Annotated in this window: 20 protein-coding genes; 11 read left to right on the forward strand and 9 right to left on the reverse strand. The window is 55.1% G+C overall.

What is annotated here, in order from left to right; all coding sequences use genetic code 11:
* Window positions 1-178: 178 nt before the first annotated feature.
* A complete protein-coding gene (locus F1728_RS15035) occupies window positions 179-4,012 on the reverse strand; it encodes an AsmA family protein (RefSeq protein WP_155364798.1) in 3,834 nt (1,277 codons plus the stop codon).
* A gap of 295 nt (window positions 4,013-4,307) precedes the next feature.
* Between F1728_RS15035 and F1728_RS15040 the strand changes: the two genes are divergently transcribed.
* Together F1728_RS15040 and F1728_RS15045 are read left to right on the forward strand one after the other, a co-directional pair.
* Complete coding sequence (locus tag F1728_RS15040; protein WP_145045457.1) at window positions 4,308-4,913, forward strand: nitroreductase family protein; 606 nt, start codon at window positions 4,308-4,310, stop codon at window positions 4,911-4,913.
* 93 nt (window positions 4,914-5,006) lie between these two features.
* Window positions 5,007-6,290: an Nramp family divalent metal transporter gene (locus F1728_RS15045; protein ID WP_155364799.1), complete on the forward strand. Its 1,284-nt coding sequence runs from the start codon at window positions 5,007-5,009 to the stop codon at window positions 6,288-6,290.
* Window positions 6,291-6,316: 26 nt separating this feature from the next.
* Here the strand turns inward: F1728_RS15045 and F1728_RS15050 are convergent, their stop codons facing one another.
* The 4 genes from F1728_RS15050 to F1728_RS15065 form a co-directional block, all read right to left on the reverse strand.
* Entirely contained in the window at window positions 6,317-7,942 is a 1,626-nt protein-coding gene (locus tag F1728_RS15050) for a glycoside hydrolase family protein (RefSeq protein ID WP_155364800.1), read from the reverse strand.
* A gap of 157 nt (window positions 7,943-8,099) precedes the next feature.
* Window positions 8,100-9,359: a glycosyltransferase gene (locus tag F1728_RS15055; RefSeq protein ID WP_155364801.1), complete on the reverse strand. Its 1,260-nt coding sequence runs from the start codon at window positions 9,357-9,359 to the stop codon at window positions 8,100-8,102.
* 263 nt (window positions 9,360-9,622) lie between these two features.
* On the reverse strand, window positions 9,623-10,012 hold the full coding sequence (locus tag F1728_RS15060; RefSeq protein ID WP_155364802.1) for a hypothetical protein: 390 nt from the start codon (window positions 10,010-10,012) through the stop codon (window positions 9,623-9,625).
* Window positions 10,013-10,091: 79 nt separating this feature from the next.
* Complete coding sequence (locus F1728_RS15065) at window positions 10,092-11,576, reverse strand: DUF6896 domain-containing protein (protein WP_155364803.1); 1,485 nt, start codon at window positions 11,574-11,576, stop codon at window positions 10,092-10,094.
* Between the two features lie 125 nt (window positions 11,577-11,701).
* Here F1728_RS15065 and F1728_RS15070 point away from each other — a divergent pair, with 125 nt between their 5' ends.
* The 6 genes from F1728_RS15070 (at window position 11,702) to F1728_RS15095 (ending at window position 15,821) form a co-directional block, all read left to right on the forward strand.
* Complete coding sequence (locus F1728_RS15070; protein ID WP_194242839.1) at window positions 11,702-12,472, forward strand: metallophosphoesterase family protein; 771 nt, start codon at window positions 11,702-11,704, stop codon at window positions 12,470-12,472.
* A 234-nt stretch (window positions 12,473-12,706) separates the two neighbouring features.
* Entirely contained in the window at window positions 12,707-13,117 is a 411-nt protein-coding gene (locus F1728_RS15075; protein ID WP_155364805.1) for a hypothetical protein, read from the forward strand.
* Entirely contained in the window at window positions 13,117-14,091 is a 975-nt protein-coding gene (locus tag F1728_RS15080) for an ADP-ribosylglycohydrolase family protein (RefSeq protein WP_228030778.1), read from the forward strand. The genes F1728_RS15075 and F1728_RS15080 overlap by 1 nt, the downstream gene beginning before the upstream one ends.
* A 255-nt stretch (window positions 14,092-14,346) precedes the next feature.
* The gene (locus F1728_RS15085; RefSeq protein WP_155364806.1) at window positions 14,347-14,967 is read left to right on the forward strand and encodes a hypothetical protein; all 621 of its coding nucleotides are present in this window, start codon (window positions 14,347-14,349) and stop codon (window positions 14,965-14,967) included.
* Between the two features lie 16 nt (window positions 14,968-14,983).
* On the forward strand, window positions 14,984-15,649 hold the full coding sequence (locus tag F1728_RS15090; RefSeq protein ID WP_155364807.1) for a hypothetical protein: 666 nt from the start codon (window positions 14,984-14,986) through the stop codon (window positions 15,647-15,649).
* Between the two features lie 22 nt (window positions 15,650-15,671).
* On the forward strand, window positions 15,672-15,821 hold the full coding sequence (locus F1728_RS15095; RefSeq protein ID WP_155364808.1) for a hypothetical protein: 150 nt from the start codon (window positions 15,672-15,674) through the stop codon (window positions 15,819-15,821).
* Between the two features lie 20 nt (window positions 15,822-15,841).
* Here F1728_RS15095 and F1728_RS15100 read toward each other — a convergent pair whose 3' ends face one another.
* The gene (locus tag F1728_RS15100; RefSeq protein WP_155364809.1) at window positions 15,842-16,447 is read right to left on the reverse strand and encodes a hypothetical protein; all 606 of its coding nucleotides are present in this window, start codon (window positions 16,445-16,447) and stop codon (window positions 15,842-15,844) included.
* A gap of 169 nt (window positions 16,448-16,616) precedes the next feature.
* Here F1728_RS15100 and F1728_RS15105 point away from each other — a divergent pair, with 169 nt between their 5' ends.
* Complete coding sequence (locus F1728_RS15105; protein ID WP_155364810.1) at window positions 16,617-17,384, forward strand: HpcH/HpaI aldolase family protein; 768 nt, start codon at window positions 16,617-16,619, stop codon at window positions 17,382-17,384.
* Window positions 17,385-17,701: 317 nt separating this feature from the next.
* The gene (locus tag F1728_RS15110; RefSeq protein ID WP_194242840.1) at window positions 17,702-18,187 is read left to right on the forward strand and encodes a transposase; all 486 of its coding nucleotides are present in this window, start codon (window positions 17,702-17,704) and stop codon (window positions 18,185-18,187) included.
* Between the two features lie 1,066 nt (window positions 18,188-19,253).
* Here the strand turns inward: F1728_RS15110 and F1728_RS15115 are convergent.
* Window positions 19,254-21,149, reverse strand: a complete 1,896-nt coding sequence (locus tag F1728_RS15115; protein WP_155364812.1) for a carbon starvation CstA family protein — start codon at window positions 21,147-21,149, stop codon at window positions 19,254-19,256.
* Between the two features lie 629 nt (window positions 21,150-21,778).
* On the opposite strand from F1728_RS15115, the gene csrA reads away from it, so the two are divergent.
* The gene (gene csrA, locus F1728_RS15120; protein ID WP_145045449.1) at window positions 21,779-22,009 is read left to right on the forward strand and encodes a carbon storage regulator CsrA; all 231 of its coding nucleotides are present in this window, start codon (window positions 21,779-21,781) and stop codon (window positions 22,007-22,009) included.
* 112 nt (window positions 22,010-22,121) lie between these two features.
* On the opposite strand, the gene F1728_RS15125 is transcribed toward csrA, so the two are convergent.
* Both F1728_RS15125 and F1728_RS15130 read right to left on the reverse strand, forming a co-directional pair.
* Window positions 22,122-22,808: a class I SAM-dependent methyltransferase gene (locus F1728_RS15125; RefSeq protein ID WP_155364813.1), complete on the reverse strand. Its 687-nt coding sequence runs from the start codon at window positions 22,806-22,808 to the stop codon at window positions 22,122-22,124.
* Between the two features lie 101 nt (window positions 22,809-22,909).
* On the reverse strand, window positions 22,910-25,447 hold the full coding sequence (locus F1728_RS15130; protein ID WP_155364814.1) for an ATP-dependent Clp protease ATP-binding subunit: 2,538 nt from the start codon (window positions 25,445-25,447) through the stop codon (window positions 22,910-22,912).
* Window positions 25,448-25,772: the final 325 nt, after the last annotated feature.

Consider the following 25,772-nt stretch of genomic DNA (forward strand, 5'->3'; position numbering starts at 1 on the left):
ATGCATTAGTTTAGTCGATAAAACCAAAGAATCAAACTTTGAAAAGAGTACTAATGTCATAACTTATGATGGAAGTGTGTGTATATTGCTCAAGGTACCCGCGATGCTTGGAAATAGTTCTAGCATTGTAAGTTAGTTAGTAAAATACCCTATGTGAGAAAAAGTCTGTATCTCACTATTACTGTTTGCGTTTGAGCTTTTCGAGGCGGCGTTCTTCGCGGCGTTTTTCGCGTTCTTTGCGATGCTCCTCGCGTTCCTTCTGGATGCGTTCCATTTCTTCAGGGGTCCGCTCGGGGAACAGGCTCTGAATCTGGGAACCAATGCCGCCTCCCAGCACGGCGTCGAGGGCGTTCACGCCCATCTGTTTGGCGTAATTACCCACCGAGCTCATGTCGACCTTGGGTTTTTTGAGCGTGCCGCCGATGGGTAGTTTGAGCGGACGGCTGAGCAGCGCCTTGATCAGCGGCTTGTCGCTGTCCTGGGGCAGCATGTTTGTGAAACCCACTTCGGCAATGAGGTCGAGTGATTCATCGAGGCCCACCGAACCGGTCGTGGTAATCGTGATGCCCTTCATGTTGACCTGGAACGGGCTGTGATAAACGCGGCCGTCAATCATATGGTATTGCACGGTCTGATTGTTGACCTGCATGAAGATCGCATCGGGGCCGATCAGGCGGCCGTCACGATTGATGTTGATCATCGCCAGGACCTGATCAATCTTTCCCGCGAGAGCATCGAACAAGGGGCCCGGTCCCACCTTGGCTGACTGGATGGACATCGCACCGCGGGCTTCACCCAGCGCCGGTTGGTCAAGCGGAATAATGGCGTAGTCCTGGCTCAGTGAGAACTGTCCCTGAATACTGGTGCTGTTGGCGATCATCGGCGCCACAAAACGCAGCGAGTTACGGGTCATTTCGGGAGTGAACTGAAAGCGGTCAATCACTTCCCCCTTACCAAAGACAAGGGCCGCCGGTTTGACGTCCAGTCGAATGATGGGGGCCACCCGCAGTCGACCGCCGCTGACCTGCAGGTCGATGGGGGTAATATGAATCTGGCCATCTTTGATGCGGGCTTCGATGGTCGTCTTGCCACTGGTCAGGCCGCGAATGTTGGCCTGTTCCCAGCCGATACCCGCTTCGCCGGTCAGATCCTGGTAACGGGTCGTCGGTACGAACAGGGGCCGCGTGTTGGGATACAGTGGTCGGGGCTGAATATTGTCGAGGGCCACCGCTTCCACTTGTTCCGACTGCGGCGAGCCGAGCGGGCCATTCAAGTTAAAGGGACGTGTCTCTCTCCCGACAATCTGCACATCGGGGCCAAGTTTGCTGCGCAACAGGGGAGTCAGATTTTCCCAGTCGTAGGTCACTTCACCCGCCAGGCGGATGTTGCGGCTGGTACTCCAGTTGTCGATTTTGCCTTTCGCTGTCAGATCGAGCATCTCAGAGTGAATCAACATCTGATTGACTGCGACAGTGTCTTCCTGCAGATTCTGACGGGTGTCCCCTTCGATGCGGATCTCCGGCTCCTGCCAGCTGATCACCCAGCCCGGGTTGCGCTGGCTGGCAATCGGTTCTTTTGTGACCCGCGTATCGGGGCGACGGGGCGCTTCGATGGCGAAGTCCTTGATGGTCGTCCGCCAGTTCGCCATCCGGCCCTGATCATTGACGATCACGTTGGCCTGCCCCTGGATGTTTCCATAATATTTTTGTCCCGGCGGTTCTGCGGGATTCTGGAACCAGCTGGTCATCTGGTGCAGGTCGCCATTGAAGGCGAGTTTCCCGTCGAGCGAGGGAGTGCTGACTTCAGCGTGGGGCAGTTGTACTTCAATCCCTTCGCCATTGACGGCAACCGCCTCACTCCGCCAGGCCAGTGTGGCGAGTTTCAATGTCTTGTGTTTGCCATCCCAGCTGCCGGCTGTTTTGAGTTCGGCCCGCGGCTCATCGATCCAGAGGGAAGGAGACGCGATATGCAGATTGGTCAGGTCGAGGGTTGTGTTTTCGTGTGCCACGTACTCGTCACCAATCGAGATTGCCGAGGAGAACTGTACATTGCCTCCCAGCTCCAGGTCCTGGCTCCCCAGGGGACGTACACGATCGGCCCAGGACGCGATTTTACCCCGTAACTGGACCTGGAACGGAAGCACCTGCTGTTTCTGATCTGCTTCCGCCTGTCGTTCGATGGTTGTCGGTGCTTTGAGTTTCGCCTGGAAAGAATCTTCGCCGGCGAGCAGCGTGACGATAAAACGTTCGACGTGCAGCTGCTTCTCATCGGTTGTACCGGCGCCATCGATGGTGAGTTCGAGCTTGGGCTCGCTCCAGCCGCGGCGATCGGGGGCCGCCAGCTGCAGGTTTTGAAATGTCAGGTAAGACTGAGTTTTCCAGTTCTCGTTCTCGATCTGAAAATCGACCTCCCCTTTAAGTTTCCCCTTGAGGGCCACAGCCTGCAGATCGACAAACTGCTCCAGGTGCTGTGAGAGCAAATCGAGGTCCGCTTCGAGCTGAATCTTGAGGTCCCGTGCATTACCGCTGCCGCTGAGCTTAAGGAAGTCCGAGGCACAGCGGAGCGATTCTATTTCGAACTGTTCCGCTTCGCGGCGGACCCGCATCAGCAGTTCGATCGGCTGCTGCCAGCGGATTTCGCGTCCCTGGTTCACGCCGGTCAGATCGGAAGTTTTCAGAGCAACGAGCCAGGTCTGGTCTGCTGCCTCTTCGGGTTTATGCGGATTATAGTTGGAGAGTTCGAAGTTGACGTTCCCCGATGTGATTCGCATTCCCGGTTTCAGGTGCACGGTTTCCGGCAGCTGGCGGGCCGCCTCGGCCAGGTCGAGATCGCCGGTCAGCTTGAGGCGGGATGACAACAGACCGGCCAGCCGTTCGCGGCGATCCTCGTGCTGCAGGTCCTTCAGATTGATTTTGCCCTGCAACGCCAGTTTCCCCAGCTGTGATTCTGTCTCGGCCTGTTTAAAGTAGAGCACGCCATCGGCGGCCATCAGGTCCAGGTTCCCTTTCGCATAGTCGGTCGAGATTTCGTCGTTACCGATCAGCTCAGGGGCGCTGAAGACGAAGGGGGCCGCTTCCCAGTTCCCTTTGACGGTGAACCGGGGGGCCTCTTTTGTGCCCGACCATTTGACTTCCATCTCGGAATTGGAAATGCCGTCAATGTAAGCGCCCGGGGAGAAGGCCTGCACCATCGGCGTTATTTGTTTGAGGTCGAAAAATCGTGATTTGAATTTGAGTGAACCGGAGCGGGAGGCATCGGGCTGGTCTGCATTGACCACACTGGCGGTAAAGGCGATTTCCGCAGGTTTGCTGCTGCCCGCATTCTCGGCTAGTTTCTCCTGCCAGTTTCCTTCCACGAGTACCGGTTCGGTTCGCGGACCGGGACGGGTCACCGTAATGTTCATGCCGGCCAGGTAGGGAGTTTCCTCCTCTTTTGCCTGCTGGTCTGTGTTGACGACAAACAGATTCAAATCGGTCAGGTTCAGTTTCAGCGATTGACGCAGACCCGTTTTCGGCGGTTCCTCTTTACCCGGTTCCCCTTCCGGATGTTCCTCAGTCCCTTTATTGATGACTGCCGTGATGAAGTCCCGGTTGGCGATTCCCTGGCTGTTGACGTAAGTAAAGGAATCCACGCCGGTCACGTTCACGTCGCCGACCTGCTTGCGGTCCTTCGCCAGTTCCCAGAGCGTTTTCTGAGTCTGGATCTGTTTGATGCGGACGACGGGGCGTCCTTCAAAGTCTTCCAGCACGATATTCTGAAAGGAGACCGGCTGCCCCCAGCCAAGTGTGACGTCACCCGTTTTGATATCCGCGGGATAGCGTTTGAGAACGAGGGGCAGAATCGAATCTTTGAGCGCGGTACGCGAGATGATCTGTGGTGCAAACCAGGTGAGAATACCGACGATGACCAGCAGAATCAGAAAGGTGCGTCCGAAGGAGCGTTTCTTTTGTTCCGGTGGAGTATCGGCACTGTTTTTTGTTGCGGCGGTCTGTTTTTTATCTGACTGGGACATTGTCCGATCCTGTGATTAATTCCGTTGTGCAGGTGCCCCCGGGGACGGGGGTTGACCTTCTCATCCGTGCCTGAAGTCCGGTAGCCCTTAGTAACTACTATAGGGGTCTGTTCAGCGGGCGACAATGTGTGTTCAGAGAAGAATCCTGGCGGAGACGCCTGAAAAGGCTGAAAAAACAGCTGATTTCCTGCCTCCGGTTTTGGCAGAGAGTGTTCATCCTCGCTGAGACTGCCTATGATAGTAAGTGCCTGGCGCATTGTGAATTACCCGAACCCGTCAAGAGAAGCGAAAGATAATGGACACCTTAAAGGCAATAGAGGAAAGACGTTCTGTCAAAGCATACGATCCCGAACATCGCATGACCGATGAGGAAATCGAAAAGCTCCTCTCCTATACCATGCTTTCCCCGACCGCCTTCAATATTCAGCACTGGCGGTTTCTCGTGGTCAAAGACCCGGAACTGAGACAGAAGCTGCGGGACGCTTCCTGGAACCAGTCGCAGGTGACCGATGCGTCGTTGCTGGTCGTGATCTGTGCGGATATGAAGGCCTGGGAAAAAGAGCCGGACCGCTACTGGAAAAACGCCCCCGAACCGGTGCAGAAAGCACTGGTGCCGATGATTCTAAACTATTACAAGGACAACATCGAAGCCGAGCGGGACGAAGCCATGCGCTCCTGCGGAATGGCCGCCCAGACGATGATGCTGGTCGCCAAGGAGATGGGTTACGACACCTGTCCGATGGACGGTTTCGACTTTGATAAAGTGGCTGAACTGATCAATCTTCCCGAGGACCACCTGATCTCAATGTTCGTGGTTGTGGGGAAGGCTCTGCGACCCGCCAATGAACGAGCTGGGCAGCTAACATTAGACGAGGTCGTAATTTACGATCGATTTGCATAATTGCAACCGGTAAGACCTTAATTTGAGGATCAGGTTTGTTAAGATACGGCCTGATGAATTTCTTTCGGTTATTTAGAAAATACGGTGACTCCCATGAGCGAACAGCCTCCATCGAATCTGATCAAGCGCATTCTCGGCAGCCTGGGCCCGGCGATTATTACCGCCTCGGTGGTACTGGGGCCGGGCAGTATTCTGTCGGCTTCCAAGATCGGTCATACATACGCCTATCAGATGAACTGGGTGCTGGTGATTGCGGTCATCATGATGATTGCGATGACCGCGCTGTCGGCGCGACTGGGGATTCAACTGGACGGAACGATCTGTGATGAGCTGGCGAAGCGGGCGGGACGCCCGGTGGCCGCTGCAACGGGGATCATTCTGTTTCTGATCGCCGCCTGTTTTCAGTTCAGCAATAACCTGGGAGTACTCGCCGCGGTCGAACCCTTTATGGGTTCGAGCAACGCTGACATCCTGATCATTATCGCCATGAATATCTTCATCATTCTGGCACTGTATGGTTTCAAGCATCTGTATGCGATGATCGAAAACCTGATGAAGCTCCTGGTGGGGATCATGATCATCGCCTTCGCGATTAACCTGCTGATGGCGAAGCCCGACTGGGGTGCAGCGATCGCCGGGTTCATTCCTTCCCTGCCCGAATTCGATACAAGCAAAGTGAAATTCAGCGAAGTCATGACGCCTGTCGTGGCGCTGTATGCAACCACGTTCTCCGTAGCCGGAGCCTTCTATCAGTCGTACCTGGTGCGGCAGAAAGGCTGGACCCGTTATAACCTCAAACAGGGATTGATCGACTCGACTGTCGGGATCTGTGTGCTGGGACTGATCACGATGATGGTGCTGATCACCGCCGCCAAGGTGCTGTATCAGAATCCCGATGTGAAAACACTGGGGTCCGTCGCGGATGTCGCCAAGAGTCTGGAACCCGGGTTCGGAACTTTCGGCGTGATCATTTTCTCGCTGGGGATTTTCGCCGGTGCTTTCAGTTCCTTCCTGGTGAACGCGATGATCGGCGGTTCGGTCCTGTCGGATGGCCTGGGCAAAGGTGGCTACATCGATGAGAAGTGGCCCAAGCTGTGTACCGTCGGTGCGTTGATGATGGGGATGGTCGTCGCCATTTACACCAAGACCATGGGACAGAGTCCCGTGGGGCTGATTATCTTCGCCCAGTCGCTGACCGTGCTGGGCATTCCGATGCTGGCGATCGCCATGCTCTGGCTGGCGACCCGTTCCGACATGACGGGCGAAAACGCGATTCCCTTCTGGATGAAGTTCCTGGGCTTTATCGGCCTGATCACTTCGCTCCTGCTTGCAGGACGCACCGCCTACAGTCTGTATGAGAAAATGTTCGGCGGTTAACGGAAACATCGTGTAAAGCTGATTGCTTACTGCAAAAGCATTCCCGGTTCTTCACCGTTGGTTCTCCAGCCGGTGGTCAGGTGATCGTCGGTCTGGGTAGGTGATTTGATGTGATGCACTTCGAGATCGGAGACGTGCAATGACGCTGTTTCCACGTAGAAGCCCAGCATGCCGCTGCTGAAGTTTGCATCGGCCAGGGAGAGGATCACGTTCCCATTGATACTGAGTTCGTGGTAACTGCCGAACGAGATCATCTGCACTTCGACATCCTGCGGTTCACTGGCCCGCCAGAAACCGTCCTGCAGCGATTCGAACTGCATCATGTGCTCTCCCGATCTGAGCGGTCCCGTTTTCCAGGCGCGGAACTGGCCGATCCCTTTCATCAGGTCCAGTGAGAGGTAATAACCGTCGTGCGTTTCGGGATCGATCCGGCACAGCAGTCCGCATTTGCCGGCCCCCTTCATCGTCAGACGACACCGCATGCGAAAGCAGTTGATTTCCTCGTCGAACACAAATCCCTGGAAGCCGGCCTGGCTGATCAGCTCGAGGGAATCGTCGAGCATGCAGAAGTAGGATTGCTCGCGGGCTCCCTTCAACGTGTGCAGGCAGCGGGAATCGAGGGTATCGACAATGCGTTCGATGATGCCTTCGTAGGTCTGGACTTTTAACTGTCCGTTACTCCGGCGTATAAGTCGCTTGGGCGGGGGCAGGATGTTGTTCGTCATCCGGTCGTGAGGATCGCGGACATAAAAGTTCCAGAGCAGGAGCCCCTTGTCGTCCCGACAGATGCGGCCGGCGTAGTTCCCCTTGGCGAGCAGCACGTTGTCGTAATAGTTGCGCCAGGGTTGCTCCGGATCCGTGGTGTGCCAGTAGCGGATCTTGGCGTCTTCCCGCAGACTGCCGACGAGGTAGTAGTCGCCGTCGATGCGGAACAGATTGGGAACTTCGATGTCGTCATACATCATCGGCGCGTGCAGCGGCGGCAGTGCGCGGAAATGGTTGGGCTTATATTCTTCCATCAGACCGACACAGCCCCTGCGGACCAGCGGGCCTTCGTTGGTGCGTGCCGCCATCAACAGCCAGCCGCGGTCTTCCTCGTGAAAATAGAAGGGATCGCGGAAGCTGACCCAGTTGCGTTCTTCGTCTACCGAGGCTTCGTAGTATTCGGCATCCGGCTCCAGCGGAAAGCTGCTGTTGAGATCCTGCTTCGACTTTATATTGTTGGAAACCGAACAGACCAGCTTCGCTCGCGTCTGCTTGACGATTTCCGGATCGTCGTGGCCGCGCTGATCTTCCCAGTGTACGTCCGCCTTTCGCCAGTGGAACAGGTCTTCGCTGTGTGCGAGTCCGATGCGTTGTTTTTTTCCCTGGTCGCGGCGGGAGACGCCGGTATAAAACATCCGCCAGTGCCCTGGCTGATGCGGATCGGGCGTGACGTGCATCGTCCAGAGCATCAGGTCGTCCCAGCCTCCGGGATCGCCGATGAACAGTGCGTTATCGACGCGACGCCAGTTGAGTCCGTTATCGCTGATCGCATGCGCGATGAAGTCGTGGTTAGGCAGCACGAGGTGAAACAGATGATAGAGGCCTTCATGGTAGACGACATCGACGTCGCCGATACTTTTGCGGCTCCAGGCGGATTCAGAAAACATAGCAGGTCTTTACATCGGGTGACGGGTGCGCAAGGCAGCCTGAGATGGGAATGTGATCATTCAGTCTGCTCTATCTTACTCGCTGTCGACGCGCAGGATCAAGCAGGTGTTCCTGATTGAGACCTGGTTCACTGCACCGAAAAACGGAACATCTGTTTTAAATCGAAACGTGTTCCAGCTCGTGCAGTGAGGCATTCGCTTCGGGATGCCGATACGGTTCATAATGCATGATTTGCACATTAAACGGATCGGGCACATGATACAGCACGCCGCGCCAGTCGATGGTGCGGGTCCGCATGGCTGCCAGTAACGCAGCCGCGAAAATGTAGACCGTGATTCCCAGGTAGCCCAGCGTGCGCAGCGGTTGACGCTGAAAATGTTCGCCGCGAGCTTTGACCGTCTTGTGAACCAGCAGACTGATGCGGAAGATCGCCACTGCGACACAGCCATTCGCGAAGAGCAATACTCCCGCGGAGCTCGCTGCTGCCGTCAGATCACCCTGCAGCATAAAGAGCACACTGAGAACCAGCAACGCGGTCTGCGCGACAGCCGTCATCAATCCCAGGCCGGCGACGAGCCACCAGTGCGGATGATAATAGCGGGCATTCACCAGCTGGCGGGTCATGTAGCGGAAACAGGAATCAAAGGAGATCGATTCCCGGTTGACCATCGTCGTGGCAGGCACGAAAGCCACTCTGCGGCCCAGTTGATCTGCGATGACTTTCAGTCCTGTGTCATCCCAGAGCATGCGGGAGAAGGAATTCGTCAATTGCGGATGAGTGAAGATCTCCCGGCTGAGCGCGATTGAACCTCCCCAGGGAATGTCCAGAGCCACCATCTGCATCATGGCTGCGGTGTTCCAGGCATGGCGGACCATGGTTCCCGGGTTGGCATGCCGCGGCGCATACCAGCGGATGCCCGAAGCGACTCCGACTTCGGGATCCTGCAGAGGAGAGACCAGTTCGCGGAGCCAGCTGCGATGAGGAATGACATCCGCGTCGAGCCAGGCAAGGACTTCGACGTCGTGATCCACTTCCCGGATGGCCTGTACCAGCGAGGCGTTCTTCAGGCCGCAGCCCCCATTGGAAACTTCGCGGATGCTGACGTCGCAATGCGGATGCTCGTGTTCTGCCAGGTATTGGGTCACAAAAGCGAAAGCAGGATCATCAATGTGATCCACGACGATTTTCACCTGGTACGCAGGGTAATCCTGGTTCAGCAAACCATGCAGGCAGTCGGCCAGAAACGGATCATTGCCCCGCAGAGACAAGACGACCGCAGCCGACGGTGTGTAACTGGAATTAGATTTCTGAGCGAGGTGTGCCTGGTACAGGCGAGCGACCCGCTGGCCCCAGTAAAGATTGAGCAGGGCAAAGCAAAGCAGACAGAAAACACTGATAGTCGCCAGTTCCAACATGAGATTCGCTCCCGGATTAAGGAAAATGCTCCGTCAATCCGCCGAATCGCATACCTCCTGCCTGGGCGGCAAATATCTTCTATATTGTCTATCCTACTGAAATTGCCTGCTTGATCAACAAAATTCTGAAAATCGAGTTGGGCAGGGAGAGAAAGGAGCCCCCGATTCCCATTGGAACGGTCGTGCCGGGGAGACGGCTGGGAAGCGGACCTGCTTAGCCGGTTTCGGAACATCAGATGGCTATTAAATATACAGCCACAACATCAGTCTGCCTGCGACTCGGCCGGTTCTGCCTGGGGTGCGTCAGTCTGACTGTCCACGACAGGCTGTCGCACTTCACCGGCGACACTGACGGTTCCATGATCGACGATGACTTCCTGTCCGGGTTCCAGCATCCCATACGATTTGCCGTTCACCGAGAGCGCTTCGTTTTCGATGCGGACCTTCACGTCGCCGCACGTAAATTCGTATGTCGCTTCATCCCCGAACGTGGCTTCCGTCGTGGTGGTCATCGTATCTCCCGGGCGGATGATGACATGATGCGAGCCCAGGTCTTCCTCCCGTTCCGCGTTAACGCTGAAGTTCACGGTACAGCCAGCGCTGGAAACCAGCAGGCACAGACAGACAATCAATAAATGACGGTGAAGCTTCATGGGCGGGTCCGCGATGTTTCAGGGGGGAGTTAAAGTCTGATTCAGATTAGCAGAATGGCACTAGCGAAGCAAAACGATTCTATTCCGCATCGGGAGGGATGATGTCACGCAGCGGCAGCACGCGGTCGCGCCATTGATCCATTTCGAATTTGACATACCAGGGAGTCTGTAGCAGCATGGCTTCGACGACAGTAATGTGCTCATCACTTTCGAATTGTAAGGGATTGACGCGTTCCCAGTTTTCGACGTCCGCTTTCGATTCGAGATTCCAGATTATTTTCAAAGCGGCGCGGCTCTCTGATGTCGCTTCCTGATCGGTGGACTCTTTCAAAATCTGGAGCAGTTCGCGCTGGCACCAAGGCTGGCCTATGATTGCGAGAATCGCGGCTGCTGTTTCACGATTGTGAGGGATACTGGAGCGGAGTGCCTCGCGGAACAGCGGCAGTGCCAAATGAGGCTGAAATTCGAGGGCGATCGCTGCCGCTTCTCCCAGAGCATATTTTGGAACGTGATTCAAGAATTCGATTGTTCTATCGAACTCATACTCTTGTCGTAACAGGAACTCCAGGCATTGCGCCCATTTTTGTGGACGCGGAAACTCATCGGCACTGCCCATGAAACTGACCCGTTGCAGGACTTCTGACACCAGGGGACACCAGCGGGTGTCGCCGGTCGCGACGATTAAATCCAGGCCAGTATCGAGGGTGCTGAAGTTGTTTGATTTCAGCGCCCGTTTCAAAAAGTCATCCAGGTCCGGGCTCTGGTTCTCCTGCAGCGCCTGCAAGGCCAGACTCTGATTTTCGTTCTGCTCGAATTCATTCGCCAGAAAGCGTTTGCGGGCGGAAATGATCTGCCGGGCTTTCGCTGTCACTGCAGGTGGAATTTCTCCAGAGTTCAGCAGTTGTTCTACCAATGGCCAGTCGCCAATCACCGCGGCCAGACGCAGCATGGTCTCTGGCTCCGCGTGTTTCTCTGTCAGACTTTCCAACAGGGGGAGGATCTTCCCGATCTCAAACGAGAGGCGTGAGGCATGATGTTCGGAGTTTTCCTCCAGAAATCCCTGCTCCTGCAGTTCCTCAAACGCGAACTGGACGGTTTCAATGGAGGCATGCAGTGCGAGCACGCGTGCTTCACAGAGCTCGGGCTGTCGCAGTGACTTTAAAAATCCCTGATAAAAAAACAGGCCAATCCAGTCGGCGGTTTTGTCATAAAAATCGACATCGATCTCTACGCCCGTTTGTTGATGAGTAAGGCTACAGCCACAGCCGTGTAAATAATATTCCCATTCGGGCAAGCCGGACACTGGTCCGCGATTTATGCCTTCCGGATGGGCATCATAGCCTTGTTTGGCCAGATTCAACTGGTCGACTCCCAGGTTCTGCTGCACGATCTGTGAAACGAACTCCTGTCGTGGACGGTGTCGGATCAGTGAGAACAGCGTCCAGCTGGCCCAGGGAGTGAGAGGCCAGGGTCGGTCGAGCCACTCTTTGATGAAATCGTCCAACGGAACGTCAACCTCAGAAGCTGCCTGGAGTCGTTGAATGATTTCCGGTGCGTATTGCATGCTATGAATGATGTCTGAAAGGGAGCAGGGATGGGGATCAATGAGCCACCGAACCTGAATCGGCTGTGCGTTGTCTGCTCGATATGAAAATTATAGATTTTTCCGCAACAGTTCTCAAAGAAATTATGTATCTCAACGCAGGCAGCGGCAGGAGCGGCTTCTATGAAGAACGTCTGCCGATTCATCATGCGCGGGTTGATGCGCTGCCTGTGGGACTGGATGCTGTCGTTGTCACCGCCGATCTGCAGGGCCGCGAGCGATTTCAGGAATCGCCCGGCGGTCCGCCGCGTCTGCTGGGAGAAGCACTCCCCCTGCGCCTGGTTCAGGAAGTTCTGCCCGAGGTCGGAATTCACGATCCTTCCCGTGTTGCGGTCTGGCTGGCGGGGGACTTCTATACGGTCCCCGCGCTCGACAAACGGGGTGGCACCGGCGATGTGAGCGCCGTCTGGCGGGCCTTTGGCGATGAATTTGCCTGGGTGGCGGGCGTGGCCGGCAACCATGATACCTATGGCGAAAACAGTAAGGCCCGACCCCGCTTTCCCGCCCATCTGCATTACCTGGATGGTGATTTCGTTGAACTCGATGGACTCCACATCGGAGGAATCGGCGGGATCATCGGCAATCCGGAACGCCATCAGCGACGCAGTGAAGAAGATTACCTGTTTGCCCTGGAACTGTTGCTGGAAGAACGGATCGACATCCTGCTGCTGCACGACGGCCCCCGTGGCCTGAATGCCCGGCAGCAGGGATCAGCCCGCGTGCGCGACCTGTTGAGTACGCGTCGCAGTCCACTGGTCGTCCGCGGGCATGCCCACTGGGATCAACCGTTGATCGAATATGAAAACGGAACCCAGGTACTTAACGTCGATGCGCGAACCGTCATTCTCACGCATTGAGTTCCCCTTTACGCTTATGGCTGGTTTAATCCGTCCCTGGTCCCGGTTAAGCATGCTGACACGCTGATGTGATATTTTCATGTAATCTAAGGAAAGCCCGTCCGTCACGCGATTACGCACTTGACCGTCCGCTGTCAGGGCTCCATTCTAAACAGTGTGCCCCTTAATCGGCGTCAACTAACTTCACAGGCTGCCAATGAAGTTGACCTGTTCAATGTCCGGGAATACCCACTCATGGATGATGCCCAGCTACTGGAAGCCTTTGAAGCCTGCACCCTGCCCTCCGAGGAGTGGACGCACCGGGCGCATGTCCGGGTGGCTTATCTCTACGCCAGGCGCTTTCCCTACCCGGAAGCACTGCTCCGCATGCGGGCCGGCATCAAAGCTTACAATAAAGCCACAAATACTCCCGAGGAACTGGAGCGAGGCTACCACGAGACCATCACGGTCGCCTTCATGCGGCTGGTCTGTCACGCCCTCCAGGAAGAGGGGCCGTTCGAGTCGTCAGACGAATTCTGCAACACCTGTGCCCGCATGCTGAAGAAAGGGGTACTGCTCGACTACTACTCCAAAGAGCGGCTGATCTCACTGGAAGCGAAGCACAATTTCGTCGAACCCGATCTGCAGTCGTTACCGGAGGTCTGATGCACTATGATGATCCACATCCATCCTGTAGTACACAATACGAGGAACACAACATGGAAGACCGGAGTCGAGGCACGCTGATCGGGCTGGCCGTAGGTGATGCGCTGGGGGCGGCGGTGGAGTTCCAGTCGCCGGGCAGCTTTCCGCCGGTGACCGGGTATCGCGGGGGTGGACCGCATCCAATCGAACCGGGTGCCTGGACCGACGACACCAGCATGGCACTCGCACTGGCCGACAGTATCGCGGACGTCGGCTGGGATCTGAACGACCAGGCCGAGCGTTACGTGCAATGGTGGAAGACGGGCCGCTACTCGGTCAACGGCCGCTGTTTTGATATCGGGATGACGGTCCGCCGGGCACTGGGGGAATTTTCCGTCAATGGGAATGCACTCACGTCGGGTGACTCGCATGAATATGCCAGTGGCAATGGTTCGATCATGCGACTGGCGCCGGTGCCCATGCGATATGCGGAGCTATTCGAATCGGATCTGGCTGAGTTCTCCCGGCTGGCGGAAGAGTCGAGCCTGCCTACGCACCCCAGTGAGCAGTGCCGCGATGCCTGTCGCTACCTGGCCTGTGTGCTGGCAGCGATGATCCGGGGAGAACCGCGGGAAACGGTGCTCGCTGCCGACTGGCAGCCACTGCAGCAGTTAAACGCGATCAAACCTTTGCATCCACTGGTACAGGAGATCGCAGATGGCAGCTTTCGTCGCAGACAGCCGCCGGAGATCGAAGGATCGGGCTGGGTGATTCGCAGCCTGGAAGCCGCCCTCTGGGCGTTTCACGACGCCGACTCGTTTGAGGAAGCAGTGCTGAAGGCCGTGAACCTGGGAGACGACGCCGACACGACCGGCGCGGTCTGCGGTCAACTGGCGGGGGCCTGCTGGGGAGAGTCGAATATTCCCTCCTCTCTGCGTGCCGGCCTGGTTCGTCGGGACATGCTGGAACTGGTGCTGACGAAGCTGCTGGATTAGGTAATGTGTATTTAAATATATTTACCGTGGTCAAGGTTGTGCAGGTACTCTTGTTTTCAGGATTTCAACAACAGAAAAGCCAAATTAGCCGCAGGGCGTTAGCCCCGGTTGAAACGACTTTTGGTATATGCCATTCGAATTAAGTAACGCTACCTGGCCAGCATGCCAGCCAACAAAATCTTTACTTCTACCCCCGCAACTGCCATGATGGCGTTTGTAATTCTCAACCCTTTTCTTTTTGCGTGAGTAAGCCCGATGACCACTGACCCGGAATCAACGCCCGATGTTCTCTCTTTCTGGTTCTGGTTTGAAAATAACCTGCATCGCTTTGAACATCTGGAAGACCAGCAGGAAGTACTGCTGCCGGAACTGGGCGAACAACTGCAGGAGGTCGACGAAGGTCTGACCTACGAAATTTCCATGCCCGATGAGGAGGGCGTGCGCGATCTGGTCATCAGTGCCGACGGAGTGAAAGAGGCATTTCCTGCAGTGATGCTGTTGATCGACAGTGCCCCCGATCTGCCCGGCTGGACCTTCACGCCCTTTCGACAACGGATGGATCTAGCGGGTTGTGCCCTGCAGTTCGGCGAGCAGGAACTGACGCCGGACGACTTCTACTTCTGGCTGCAGACCGAAGACGGTGCCATCGATCTGATCGTGTATGTCCCCGGTCTGACCGAGGAAAACCGGGAAGCCATGATGGGCGCCAGCTTCGTTCTGCTGGACATGACCCTCGGCGAATTCGACGTGACGCTGAAGATCCGTTATATCGATTTTCAACCCCTGCCCGAGAACCCGGAAGCCGAAGACCTGCAGCCCCTCTCCGCACTGCCGGACGAGTTCGATGCACTGTTTGATGCTTTGAATCCAGAGTGAGGCGCGGGAGATCCAGATGTATCGAAAAGTATTTCCGCGGTGCGAGGTAGAAGGGTCACTGGAGCCTGTTGATTTCAGTCATGGAGGACTTGATCAGCGCATCCCCCGAAAATGTGATGAATGTGATAACCTGTTTGAAGGGGAATGTGTTCGGGCGATAGATCAGGTAGAGGACTACCTCTCTCTAGACTATGGCCCCTGCCGTAAACCGGGGCTTTGCAATCCAGTCCTCGTTGAAGATCGATTTATCAAATGTAAGGTTTATGTTCCGGAGAAGTGCAGTGACTGTGACTTTCTGCGATATCACCAGATCTCTGGCTTTCGCTGTCATGAAGATGACCAGATCTGGGGACGCTATGGGAAGACACTGGACTGGGGCCACTGGTCACCCGACCTGCCGAACATCGGTCTGGAGTCCAGGAAAGAGGTGTCGATGGAACTGATGCAGGCGGTCAAAGACGAACTGGAGGTAGCTGCGATTCGCGAAGCGCGGGATGCCTACCAGGAGTTGAAAAAAAAATGCAACGCTACGGTGATGACGAGACAGAAGTATGACGCAGGCGGAATTGATTTCGTTTCTGGAGGGGCTGGGAGCCGATGTTATCGTACGCAGGTTTGGTCCCCAGGAGACAACGCCAGATTCCGTCTGTGCTTATTTTTTCCCAGTACCAGAGCCCTTTGACGGAATTCGCGCATGGGAAGAAATGCTGATATTGAATGAGTATGAGGATGGATGGGCCATCAATTATGGACAATATCCGCGTACGAGAGCGCTACAGGACGAGGAACTGAAGTCGCTGCTGACTGAGTGGGTGCGCGAACGGGACTATCGGCTGTTTGCGGATTATGAGTGAGGGAAATGAAGATCAGGAATTCAATCTTTATTATTTTGATCAGGAACATATCCTTTTCCCTCTGCGACCAGCTTTCGTGCCAGTTCGTAATCCCAGCCAGCGACATCACGCCGATGGGGCCCCTCGTGCCAGGAATCAAAGGTAACGGTCTGACCGAAGGACTCGATCAATGCGACTAGTGCTTCGGTTCCACCGAATGGGATCGCCCAGGGATCGTAGAACAGCTCGCCCTGTGTGGCTGATTTGCAAGTGAGATCAATCAGGGCATATTCCCCATTAAATAAGGAATCGATCAGGGACTCATAATCCCAGTTCCCAGGCAGTACAAACATATTGTCTGTCCAACGGTTTTCTGGCTCCGTCAAGTCCCAGAGTTTTTGAAAGGTGATGCCTTCCGCGCTATCTGGATCAATATGATCGTCGAACCAGATAATGGCTTTTTCGTCAAGGAAGTCGATCCAGTTGGGCTCATTTGCGGGATCATACTGCCCTGCTTTCTCAGCCGTATCCCATGACTTGAGAATCTTGTCTTTTTCGGCTTTGAGAGCGAAGAAAAGACGCTGCAGCGCATTAAACCGTTCAGATGCAGTAATCTCAAACTCAAGATAAAAAGTGGAGTCTAACATGCGCCGAATTCTTCCTTCAGGGATGATTCAAATCTAATCTAAGTCTCTGGACCTATGACCATTTTGTCAAATCTCCGACATTTTCTTTACATCCAGTTACCCGCCCGGCATGATGGAGTGTGTGTCTTTCGAATGATCACTCTATTCCTGCAGTTGAGGAAACGCGGTTATGCTGGTGAAGAAACTGAAAGAGAAACTGGTTCGGGGCGAGACCGTGTATGGGTCGCTGTTTCAGCATGCGGTGGTACCGGCGATGGTCGAGTCGATCCCCGACAACTCGCTCGATTTTGTGATCGTCACGCCCGAGCATACCACCCTCGACCTCGCGGAGTTTCTGCCGCTGCGATATGCCCTGCAGTCCAAAGGCATTGTCTGCCTGGCCCGCACGCACAGTCGCGACGCTGCAGATGTGGCCCGCGTCTGTGATACGTTTGACGGCGTGGTGGTACCTTATGTCGAAACATACGAAGAGGCACAGCAGTTGGCGGCAGCGGCCGTTTATCGACCGTTGAAAGGGATTGTGCTGGACAAGGCCCTGAAAGAGGGGAAGTTCATCAATCAGAAGACGGCCGACTACATCGAGAAAAAGAACGAGAACACGCTGTTCATACCGATGATTGAATCGGTGCCCGGCATCGAGAACCTGGAACAGATCTGTTCGATACCCGGCGTGCACGCGGTCTTCGTCGGTCCCGGCGATCTGACGACCAACATGGGCATCCCCGGCGAGTATGACAACCCGGAACTCATCGCCGCGATCCAGAAAGTGATCGACGTCTCGAACGCACAGCACGTCGCCGCAGGCTGCTGGTTCGGAACCACCCAGCAGGCCCTGCGTACAATCCGCCAGGGCGCCCGACTGGTCGTGTACGCCAACGACGGTCTGATGCTGACGCACGCGATGCAGAGCGCGTTCGGGGAACTGCGCAAAGGGTGATCGCTGTTTGGGCTTGGCGTGCATGTGAGCGGAATGGCGCTAGGTAGCGGTAATATATACAACGCGGCTAAAAATTACCGGCAGCTAGCGCTTTGCCGCTCAGTTGAATTGCTGGGTTTTGATTTAAACGAATGATCTATGAAACAAGAATACTGAATGATCCGGGTAGACTGGATTGTTCGATGAAGAGGTTTTGTTTGTTAAAAGACGAACCTACCGTGAGCGGAATGGCGCTAGCCACCGGTAATATATACAACGCGGCTAAAAATTACCGGCAGCTAGCGCTTTGCCGCTCAGTTTGATGGATGATTTATTTTATGATCGAACCATTCACCTATTTCATTACCTGGACCACTTATGGAACGTGGTTGCCGGGAGATCGACGTGGATGGCGTAAAACGAACAACGGTAATCAACCACCACAACTGTTGCTTGAGCAATGGAGCCGGAATCAGATGCAGCAACGACCGGTTTTATTGAATCAGATCCAGCGAAACAAAGTCGAAACAGTGTGCCATGAACATGCAGAAATCCGAGGATGGTTCATTCATGCAATCAGTGTCCGCTCGAATCATGTTCATATTGCCGTGACCGCGGATTCAGAGCCGAAAATCGTTCGTGATCAATTCAAAGCCAACGCAACCCGCGTGCTGCGTCTGGACCCCGATCCGGTCTCGAATCAGAAAATCTGGTCGCGCGGAGGCGATACGGAGTTGATCGACGGTGGTGAAGAGAGTCTGGAACGTGTTGTGCTTTATATTACAGAGGCACAGGATCGGAAAGACCGTGACCATTTTCAGTAGGGGGACACGACCACTGCCGATGAAGATTCTTGCCGCATACTCGAACCAGGAATAGGCAAACCTACTGTGAGCGGAATGGCGTTCGCCACCGGTGATATATACAACGCGGTTAAAAATTACCGGCGGCTAGCGCCTTGCCGCTCAGTTGGATTGTTGGGTTTTGATTTAAACGGATGATTTAAGAAACAAGAATTCTGAACGATCGGGGTAGACTGGATAGTTCGATGAAGAAGTTTTTGTTTTTTTAAAGACGACCCTACCGTGAGCGGAATGGCGTTCGCCACTGGTGATCTATGCAGCGCGGCTAAAGCTGACCGGCAGCTAGCGCTTTCCCGCTCAGCTTTTTGTGCTGGCTGATGTGCAGCTTTTCCTGTTGGTGCCGATCTGTAGGATGGGTGCGCGCTCCTCTTGTATCAAGTGGGAAGTATCTTGACCAGCGTCGGTGGTGGGGGGGCGTGTTACCGGTGCTGTTTTTTCTCTCAGTCAATTCCTGGGAACGTTCGTCATGTGGAATCGGGATTATTTCGATCGGCACGCAGGCGTCAAGCAGAATTCGGGGAGTGAAATGATTGTGAATTACTTTGAGTTCACCGCGATTGTGCTCCGAAGTGCTCTGAGTATGCTCCGAAATGAGTTGAAAATGTACGAGACAGATCGAACCTGTGCCGTTTGTTTCGGTGAAAAACGCCAAAAATCGACGGCGATTCAGGTGCTGCTGCGTGACTTGTGTCGCGTGTTCCAGTGCACGCATCGTCCGCCTCGCGCGCGAAGCACAATTGCGACACTTTACGATTCGGGAAGTGCGAATCAAGGCCAGTCTGTTCAGGAAAGTGCAGGCAAAGTTCAGTGGAGAAACTTAAGCGATGAGGATTTGTGGAGCGGGCGACGGACTCTCCAGAGAGAGTGTGAGATGCGATTTTTTGTTACGTTGATTCGATCACTGTCGGACGAGCCGACAGTGGCACCTCCTGCGTGGTTCAAATTACGTGCGTGCTCACCCGGGAAAGTAATTAACCGACGGGCGGAGCACCCGTCGGTTAAGCGGTTTGTGCTGTGCTGGTTATGCTCAGTTCGATCCGCCGGCGGAGGTTGTGGCGACTGCGGGGCGGATTGTGGAGAGTTCCGGCAGCTGTTCTTCGAGGTGCCCCTTGGACTTGGACCAGACGAGCAGGCCTTCGATCATCATCCAGACCTGGAGGCCGATGACAGCGACGCCGAAGAGGAACAGGTGCTGTTTTTCCGGGTTAAAGAACCAGCCGGTTTCGCCGTTGAACATGTTCCAGAGCATAGCCCAGGCGGGCATGATCAGCATGACGATCATGGGGACCAGGGCGAAGATGATAGGTTTGTTGCGACGACGGAGGTAGAAGACGATGACCATGAAGGCCAGGCCGGCAAGCAGCTGGTTGGTGGCACCGAAGAGGGGCCAGAGAATCAGGCCGCCACTACCGGGACCTGCCGTGGCGCTGGCGGGCATCATGGCGACCATGCCACCCAGGGCGACCGCCAGTCCGGTAGCCGCATATTTATTGGTGAGCGGTTTGATGTGCACGGTCGCCGCGAGTTCCTGGATGACGTATCGCTGCAGACGCGTGGCGGTGTCGAGAGTGGTGGCAGCGAAACTGGCCACGAGAACGGCGATGATGCTGATACCGAGTTTCATTGGGATGCCGATGGCACCCAGGAAGTTGGCACCGCCGTGAATGAAGGCACCGATTTTGTCTTTCAGGCCGAACGCGCCCCAGCCTTTGCTGGCGTCGTAACGGGTTTCCCAGGCAGCCAGTCCGGCCAGCTGGGTGTCGGTCCCTGTGGCAAGCGTGGGTTGATAGCTGTAGGCAGCTCCTTCTCCGACGCGGGTGAAATCTCCCATGCCCACGCCGGCACAGCAGGCGAGGATCACGATGACGGCCAGGCCCCCTTCGAGGAGCATGGCACCGTAGCCGACGTACTGGGCGTCCATTTCGGATTCGACCTGTTTACTGCTGGTACCGCTGCTGACCAGGCAGTGGAAACCACTGCAGGCACCGCAGGCGATGGTAATAAACAGGAAGGGCCAGATGGGTGGTGCATCGGCGGGGATGTTCGTGGCAACCGCGGGAGCAGACCCGACGAGGTCTGCTTTTCCGGTGGCACCGGCGACCAGGGCTCCGATGAGCAGCAGTCCCAGTGCGAGAACCAACTGGTGGCTGTTGATGAAATCGCGCGGCTGGAGCAGCAGCCAGACCGGCATGACCGAGGCGACGGCACAGTAAGCCAGCAGGACGAAGGTCCAGAGGATGACTGCGTTGGGAAACGGTCCCATGTCGGGGATGCCGAACAGTGTGGCGATATTGATGGGCCAGTAGTAGGCACCCATGTAGATCGAAGCGTAAACAATGACCAGCGCGACGAGCGAGGGGATGAGCAGTTCTGCATTCTGTTTATAGACCATCAGGCCGATGACGATTGCGATGGGCATCGTAATCCAGACGGGGATGACCGTCTCTGGATAGAGCGAGAAGATGATCGCAATCACCAGTCCGAAGATGGCAAGCACCACGGTCAAAGCGAGCAGCAGGATCAACAGGAACAGGATACGGGTGCGGGGGGCAATCAGTCTGCCGGCCACTTCACCGACGGTTTGACCCCGGTTGCGCAGCGACACGATCAGCGCGCCAAAGTCGTGGACGGCGCCGACGAAAATAGATCCGAAGAGCACCCAGAGGAGTGCAGGCAGCCAGCCCCAGAAGACGGCGATCGCGGGACCAACGATGGGTCCGGTGCCGGCGATGCTGGTGAAGTGGTGACCGAAGATGACTTCTTTTTTAGTAGGAACGAAGTCGATATCGTCACGCAGCTGTTTACTGGGAACTTCCGCATCTGCGTCGACGTTAAAGATTTTCTGGGAGAGCCACTTACCATAGGTGTGGTAAGCGATGATGTAACCGATAAAGGCTCCCGCAGCAATCAACAGTGTGGCCATTGGTCATTTACTCCAGCGTTTGTCCCGAAAGTGGGGGTCAGGACCGGATTTGATCCGGAAGGTCTGCTTAATCAGAGGGTGAAACACGAGGCAGGTTCTGATTTTCGCCGCAGTAAATCAAGGTGGGATGCGATGTGCGTCAAATCAGAGCGCTACCTACAAGGTTATACATCTGCAGGGGAATTGGCAATTCAGATTAGCCCCTCGAGGTCCTGTTTATGTCCCTATGTGTGCAAAAATTCATCATCAATGACCAGTCGGGCGTCAAAATCGTTACAGGTGGTACGGTTGGGCTATTCGGCAGAGGGGCATGCATCTTTTCTTAATGTGCTCATTTATCCTATCTTAAAAGGAATCTTCTGTGTGGAAAGGTCGATGTAGTTAGTACCCCCGCGGAACTCATTACTCAGATGCAGGGATGTGGGTCATTGCCGGATCGGGAGTTTTGTGCAGGAACCGCACGGTTCTCCAAGATGGAGTCCCTTCCGACCGGACTGAATTGTTTTTACTTACTTACGAAATGACAACAGGTGACAAGCTTTTAGTCAAATCGATAAGAGGTTTGTCGCCTCTTCAGATATCACCTCATTGGCCCAGAAAAAATAAGATCTACGGAAGGAGTTACTACGATGCTTGTATTGTCGAGACAACGCGACGAGAGCATCATCATCGGTGACAATATTGTCATTACTATTGTCGATATCCGGGGTGATAAAGTACGGTTAGGAATCCAGGCCCCTACAGAAATTCCAGTACACCGTCAGGAAGTGTATGATGCGATTCAGCGTGAAAACGCGATGAAAGAAGCGGAAGCGCAGCGTACCCCATCTCAGTCGCCATCCAAAAATGCCAGCGAGTGATCGACTTTGAACAAAGACGTTCGCCAGGCGGATCAGGGATTGATTTCAATTAAAGACTAATTGAAAACGCCACAGGGGAAAGACTGATACGAAGTCAGTCTTTCCCCTGTTTTTATGTTTGCGCGAGTCGATGCGAGACGGTCCAGTGCCGATCGGAAGTCAGCTGTGCTGCTTCAGGGGGCAGGCCGCAGGTCTGTAGCAGATCTCGAATTTCTGAGAGGGTGAGCGCGGCGTGCAGGGAGTCGGTCAGCATCTGACGCTGGTGCGGTGTGTCATTCGCGGCGTACTGTCTGACGAGTGATTCGAGATCGTCCAGCGAGTGGGGCCGGGCGAGATCGCGGAGAAACAGGAAGCCACCCGGTTTGATCACGCGCAGCATTTCCTGCAGGATGGGCAACGGATCCGCGATGTGATGAATCAGGCTGTTGGCGATGACGCCGTCCATCGAGCAGTCCGGGCAGGGCAGCTGTCTGGCGTCAGCGAGTTCCAGTGAGATGCGGTCTGAGAGTTGAACGCTGCGCAGGTTTTCTGCGGCGACTTTCAGCATTTCGGTAGCGAGGTCGGCAGCGATGATCTGAATCTGCGCGCTACGCTGACAGATTTCGATGGGGATCAGCGCGGTCCCGGTGCCGGGATCGAGCAGTGTGAGCGTCTGAGAGCTATCCAATTCTGAACCCGCGATGAGCGCGAGGACTTCATTCGCGAAGCGTCGATTGACTTCGCGATTGTCCATCGTATTGTAGCCGAGTGCCTCTTCGCGGGTGTCCATGACTTCGGGTTCGAGTTGACGGGGAAGCATGGTCCTGCTCCTTCCGGTTGAATACAGATACAAAAAGAGCCCTCACCACGATAGTGAGGGCTCTGTAAGTTTTATCTCAAGCGATAATCAGAGAGGGAAGTTTAGCCTTCGCCTTCTGGAGAACCACCTTCGCTGGAACCGACGGTTGCCAGTTCTTCAGTTTCGGCCTCGTAGGAACCTTCGAACTCGAGCCGTTTTTCATCGGCGACTTCGCCGACTTTGACGAGCACCTTGTTCTTCCCTTCAAAGGCACCCCGCAGCAGTTCTTCTGCCAGCGGATCTTCGATGTAGCGTTCGACAGAGCGACGCAGCGGACGAGCACCGTAGTCGAGCTCGCCCCCTTCGGAGCCTTTGTCGATGATGAATTCGCGGGTTTCGTCGGTGAGTTCCAGGATAACGCCCTGTTCCTTGAGACGTTTGCGAACCTTGGCCAGTTCGATGTCGACGATCTGCTTGAGTTCTTCGCGGGTCAGTTTCCGGAAGACGACGACTTCGTCGAGACGTCCCAGGAATTCGGGTTTGAACTCTTTCTGCAGGTCGTGCATCAGATTTCGTTTCATCGCATCGTAGCTGGTGTCATCGTCGGCTTTACGGAACCCGAAGGCATCCCCGTGAGCCATACCCTGAGCACCGGCGTTGGTGGTCATGATAAGAACGACGTTTTTGAAGTCGACCTTGCGACCGAAGCTGTCGGTCAGGTGGCCTTCTTCCATGATCTGCAGGAGCATATTGAAGACGTCGGGGTGTGCTTTTTCGATTTCGTCAAGCAACACAACTGCATAAGGACGACGTCGAATCTTTTCGGTCAGCTGCCCCCCTTCTTCGAAACCGACATATCCCGGAGGAGCACCGATCAGACGGCTGACGTTGTGCTTCTCCATGTATTCACTCATGTCGATCTGAATCAGAGCGTTTTCGTCGCCGAACATGAACTCAGCCAGCGTTTTGGCCAGCAGGGTTTTACCAACCCCGGTCGGACCGGAGAAGAGGAAGGCCCCCATCGGTCGTTTGGGATCTTTCAGACCACTGCGGCTGCGGCGGACGGCCTTGGAAACCTGCTTGATGGCTTCGTCCTGGCTGATAACGCGTCTGTGCAGTTCGTCTTCCATGTTGAGCAGACGCACGGTGTCTTCACTGGAGAGCCGGGTCAGTGGAACGCCGGTAATCTTGGCGACCACTTCTGCAACGACTTCCGCATCGACGACACCGTCGACTTCTTTGGATTTTTCACGCCATTCCTGGGTGAGGGTCTCTTTCCGTTTCTTCAGCTTGTCAGCCTGATCACGCAGATTGGCTGCCAGTTCGAAGTCCTGGTTAGCGACCGCTTCTTCCTTGGACTGGTTGAGGCGTTCTGATTCTTCTTCGAGTTCTTTGAGATCGGGAGGCCGCACCATTGATTTCAGACGGATCCGGGCACCCGCTTCGTCGATCACGTCGATCGCCTTGTCGGGCAGACAGCGACCGGTGATGTAACGCGAAGAGAGCTCGACGGCTTTTTCGAGCGCGTCGTCGGTAATCTGTACCTTATGATGCTCTTCGTAGCGTTCCCGCAGACCACGCAGAATTTCTACGGTCTGTTCGTCTGTAGGAGGCTCGACCATCACGTTCTGGAAGCGACGTTCCAGGGCGCTGTCTTTCTCGATGTATTTACGGTATTCGTCCAGGGTGGTAGCACCGATACACTGCAGTTCGCCACGGCTCAGAGCAGGTTTCAGTACGTTAGAAGCGTCAATTGCTCCTTCAGCTCCACCAGCGCCAACGAGGGTGTGCAACTCGTCGATGAACAGAATCGTGTTCTTGGCACGACGGACTTCGTTCATGACGGCTTTGATGCGTTCTTCGAACTGACCGCGGTACTTGGTGCCGGCGACCATCATGGCGAGGTCGAGTACAACGATGCGACGATCGCGGAGCAGGTCCGGAACTTCGCCGTCGACGACCATCTGGGCGAACCCTTCGACGATCGCGGTTTTACCAACGCCTGCTTCACCCAGCAGGACGGGGTTGTTTTTCTGACGACGGCAGAGGATCTGGATGACGCGTTCGATTTCTTTGGAACGGCCGATGACCGGATCGAGCTTCTTCTGCTTGGCCAGTTCGGTCAAATCGCGACCAAAGCTGTCCAGAGCGGGAGTCTTGCTCTTGCCGGCTTTCTGGCTGCCGGTACCGGGAGTCCGTTCGCCAGCCTCGCCTCCTTCCAGGCCGTGACCCAGCAGGTTGAGAACTTCTTCGCGGACTTCTTCCAGTTTCAGACCCAGGTTCATCAGGACCTGAGCGGCGACGCCGTCCTGTTCACGCAGCAGGCCGAGCAGCAGGTGCTCTGTACCTACGTAGTTGTGATTCAGGTTGCGGGCCTCTTCCATCGCGTATTCGATGACTTTCTTGGCGCGGGGCGTCTGGGGGAGTTTGCCCATGGTGACCATGTCTGGTCCGGACTGGACAATCTTCTCAACTTCCAGACGGATCTTGCGCAGATCCACATCCAGATTTTTCAATACATTGGCTGCGACTCCTGAGCCTTCCTTGACTAAACCCAGAAGGATATGTTCGGTCCCGATATATTCGTGATTGAACCGCTGGGCCTCCTGATTGGCCAGCTGCATCACTTTTCGAGCTCGATCTGTAAACCGCTCGTACATAACTCGTTTCTCCTATGGCCCAGTACCATTGCGGGCGCTGTTGGATGAACACTGACTCCCCTGACTGGAAACCGGCGGGTTCAGTCGCAGGGAGCATTTCTCCCAAACTATAATGCTAATTCGATTGTTTCTTGTCTTTTAAAATTCAAAAACGCTGTTTATTTAACCCGAACGGCGTTAAACAACAAACAACGCACTGAATGGATTCGTTGCTGACAGTGATTCAGGAAAGGTTCCCTGAGAATAATACGTCACTCACAAAAAAACGTCGAGGAATTTCCCCAAACTACTGTCAGTTCATCATAGGAAGTAACTGAATAATCAC

This window comes from Gimesia benthica (genome assembly GCF_009720525.1).
GTDB lineage: Bacteria > Planctomycetota > Planctomycetia > Planctomycetales > Planctomycetaceae > Gimesia > Gimesia benthica.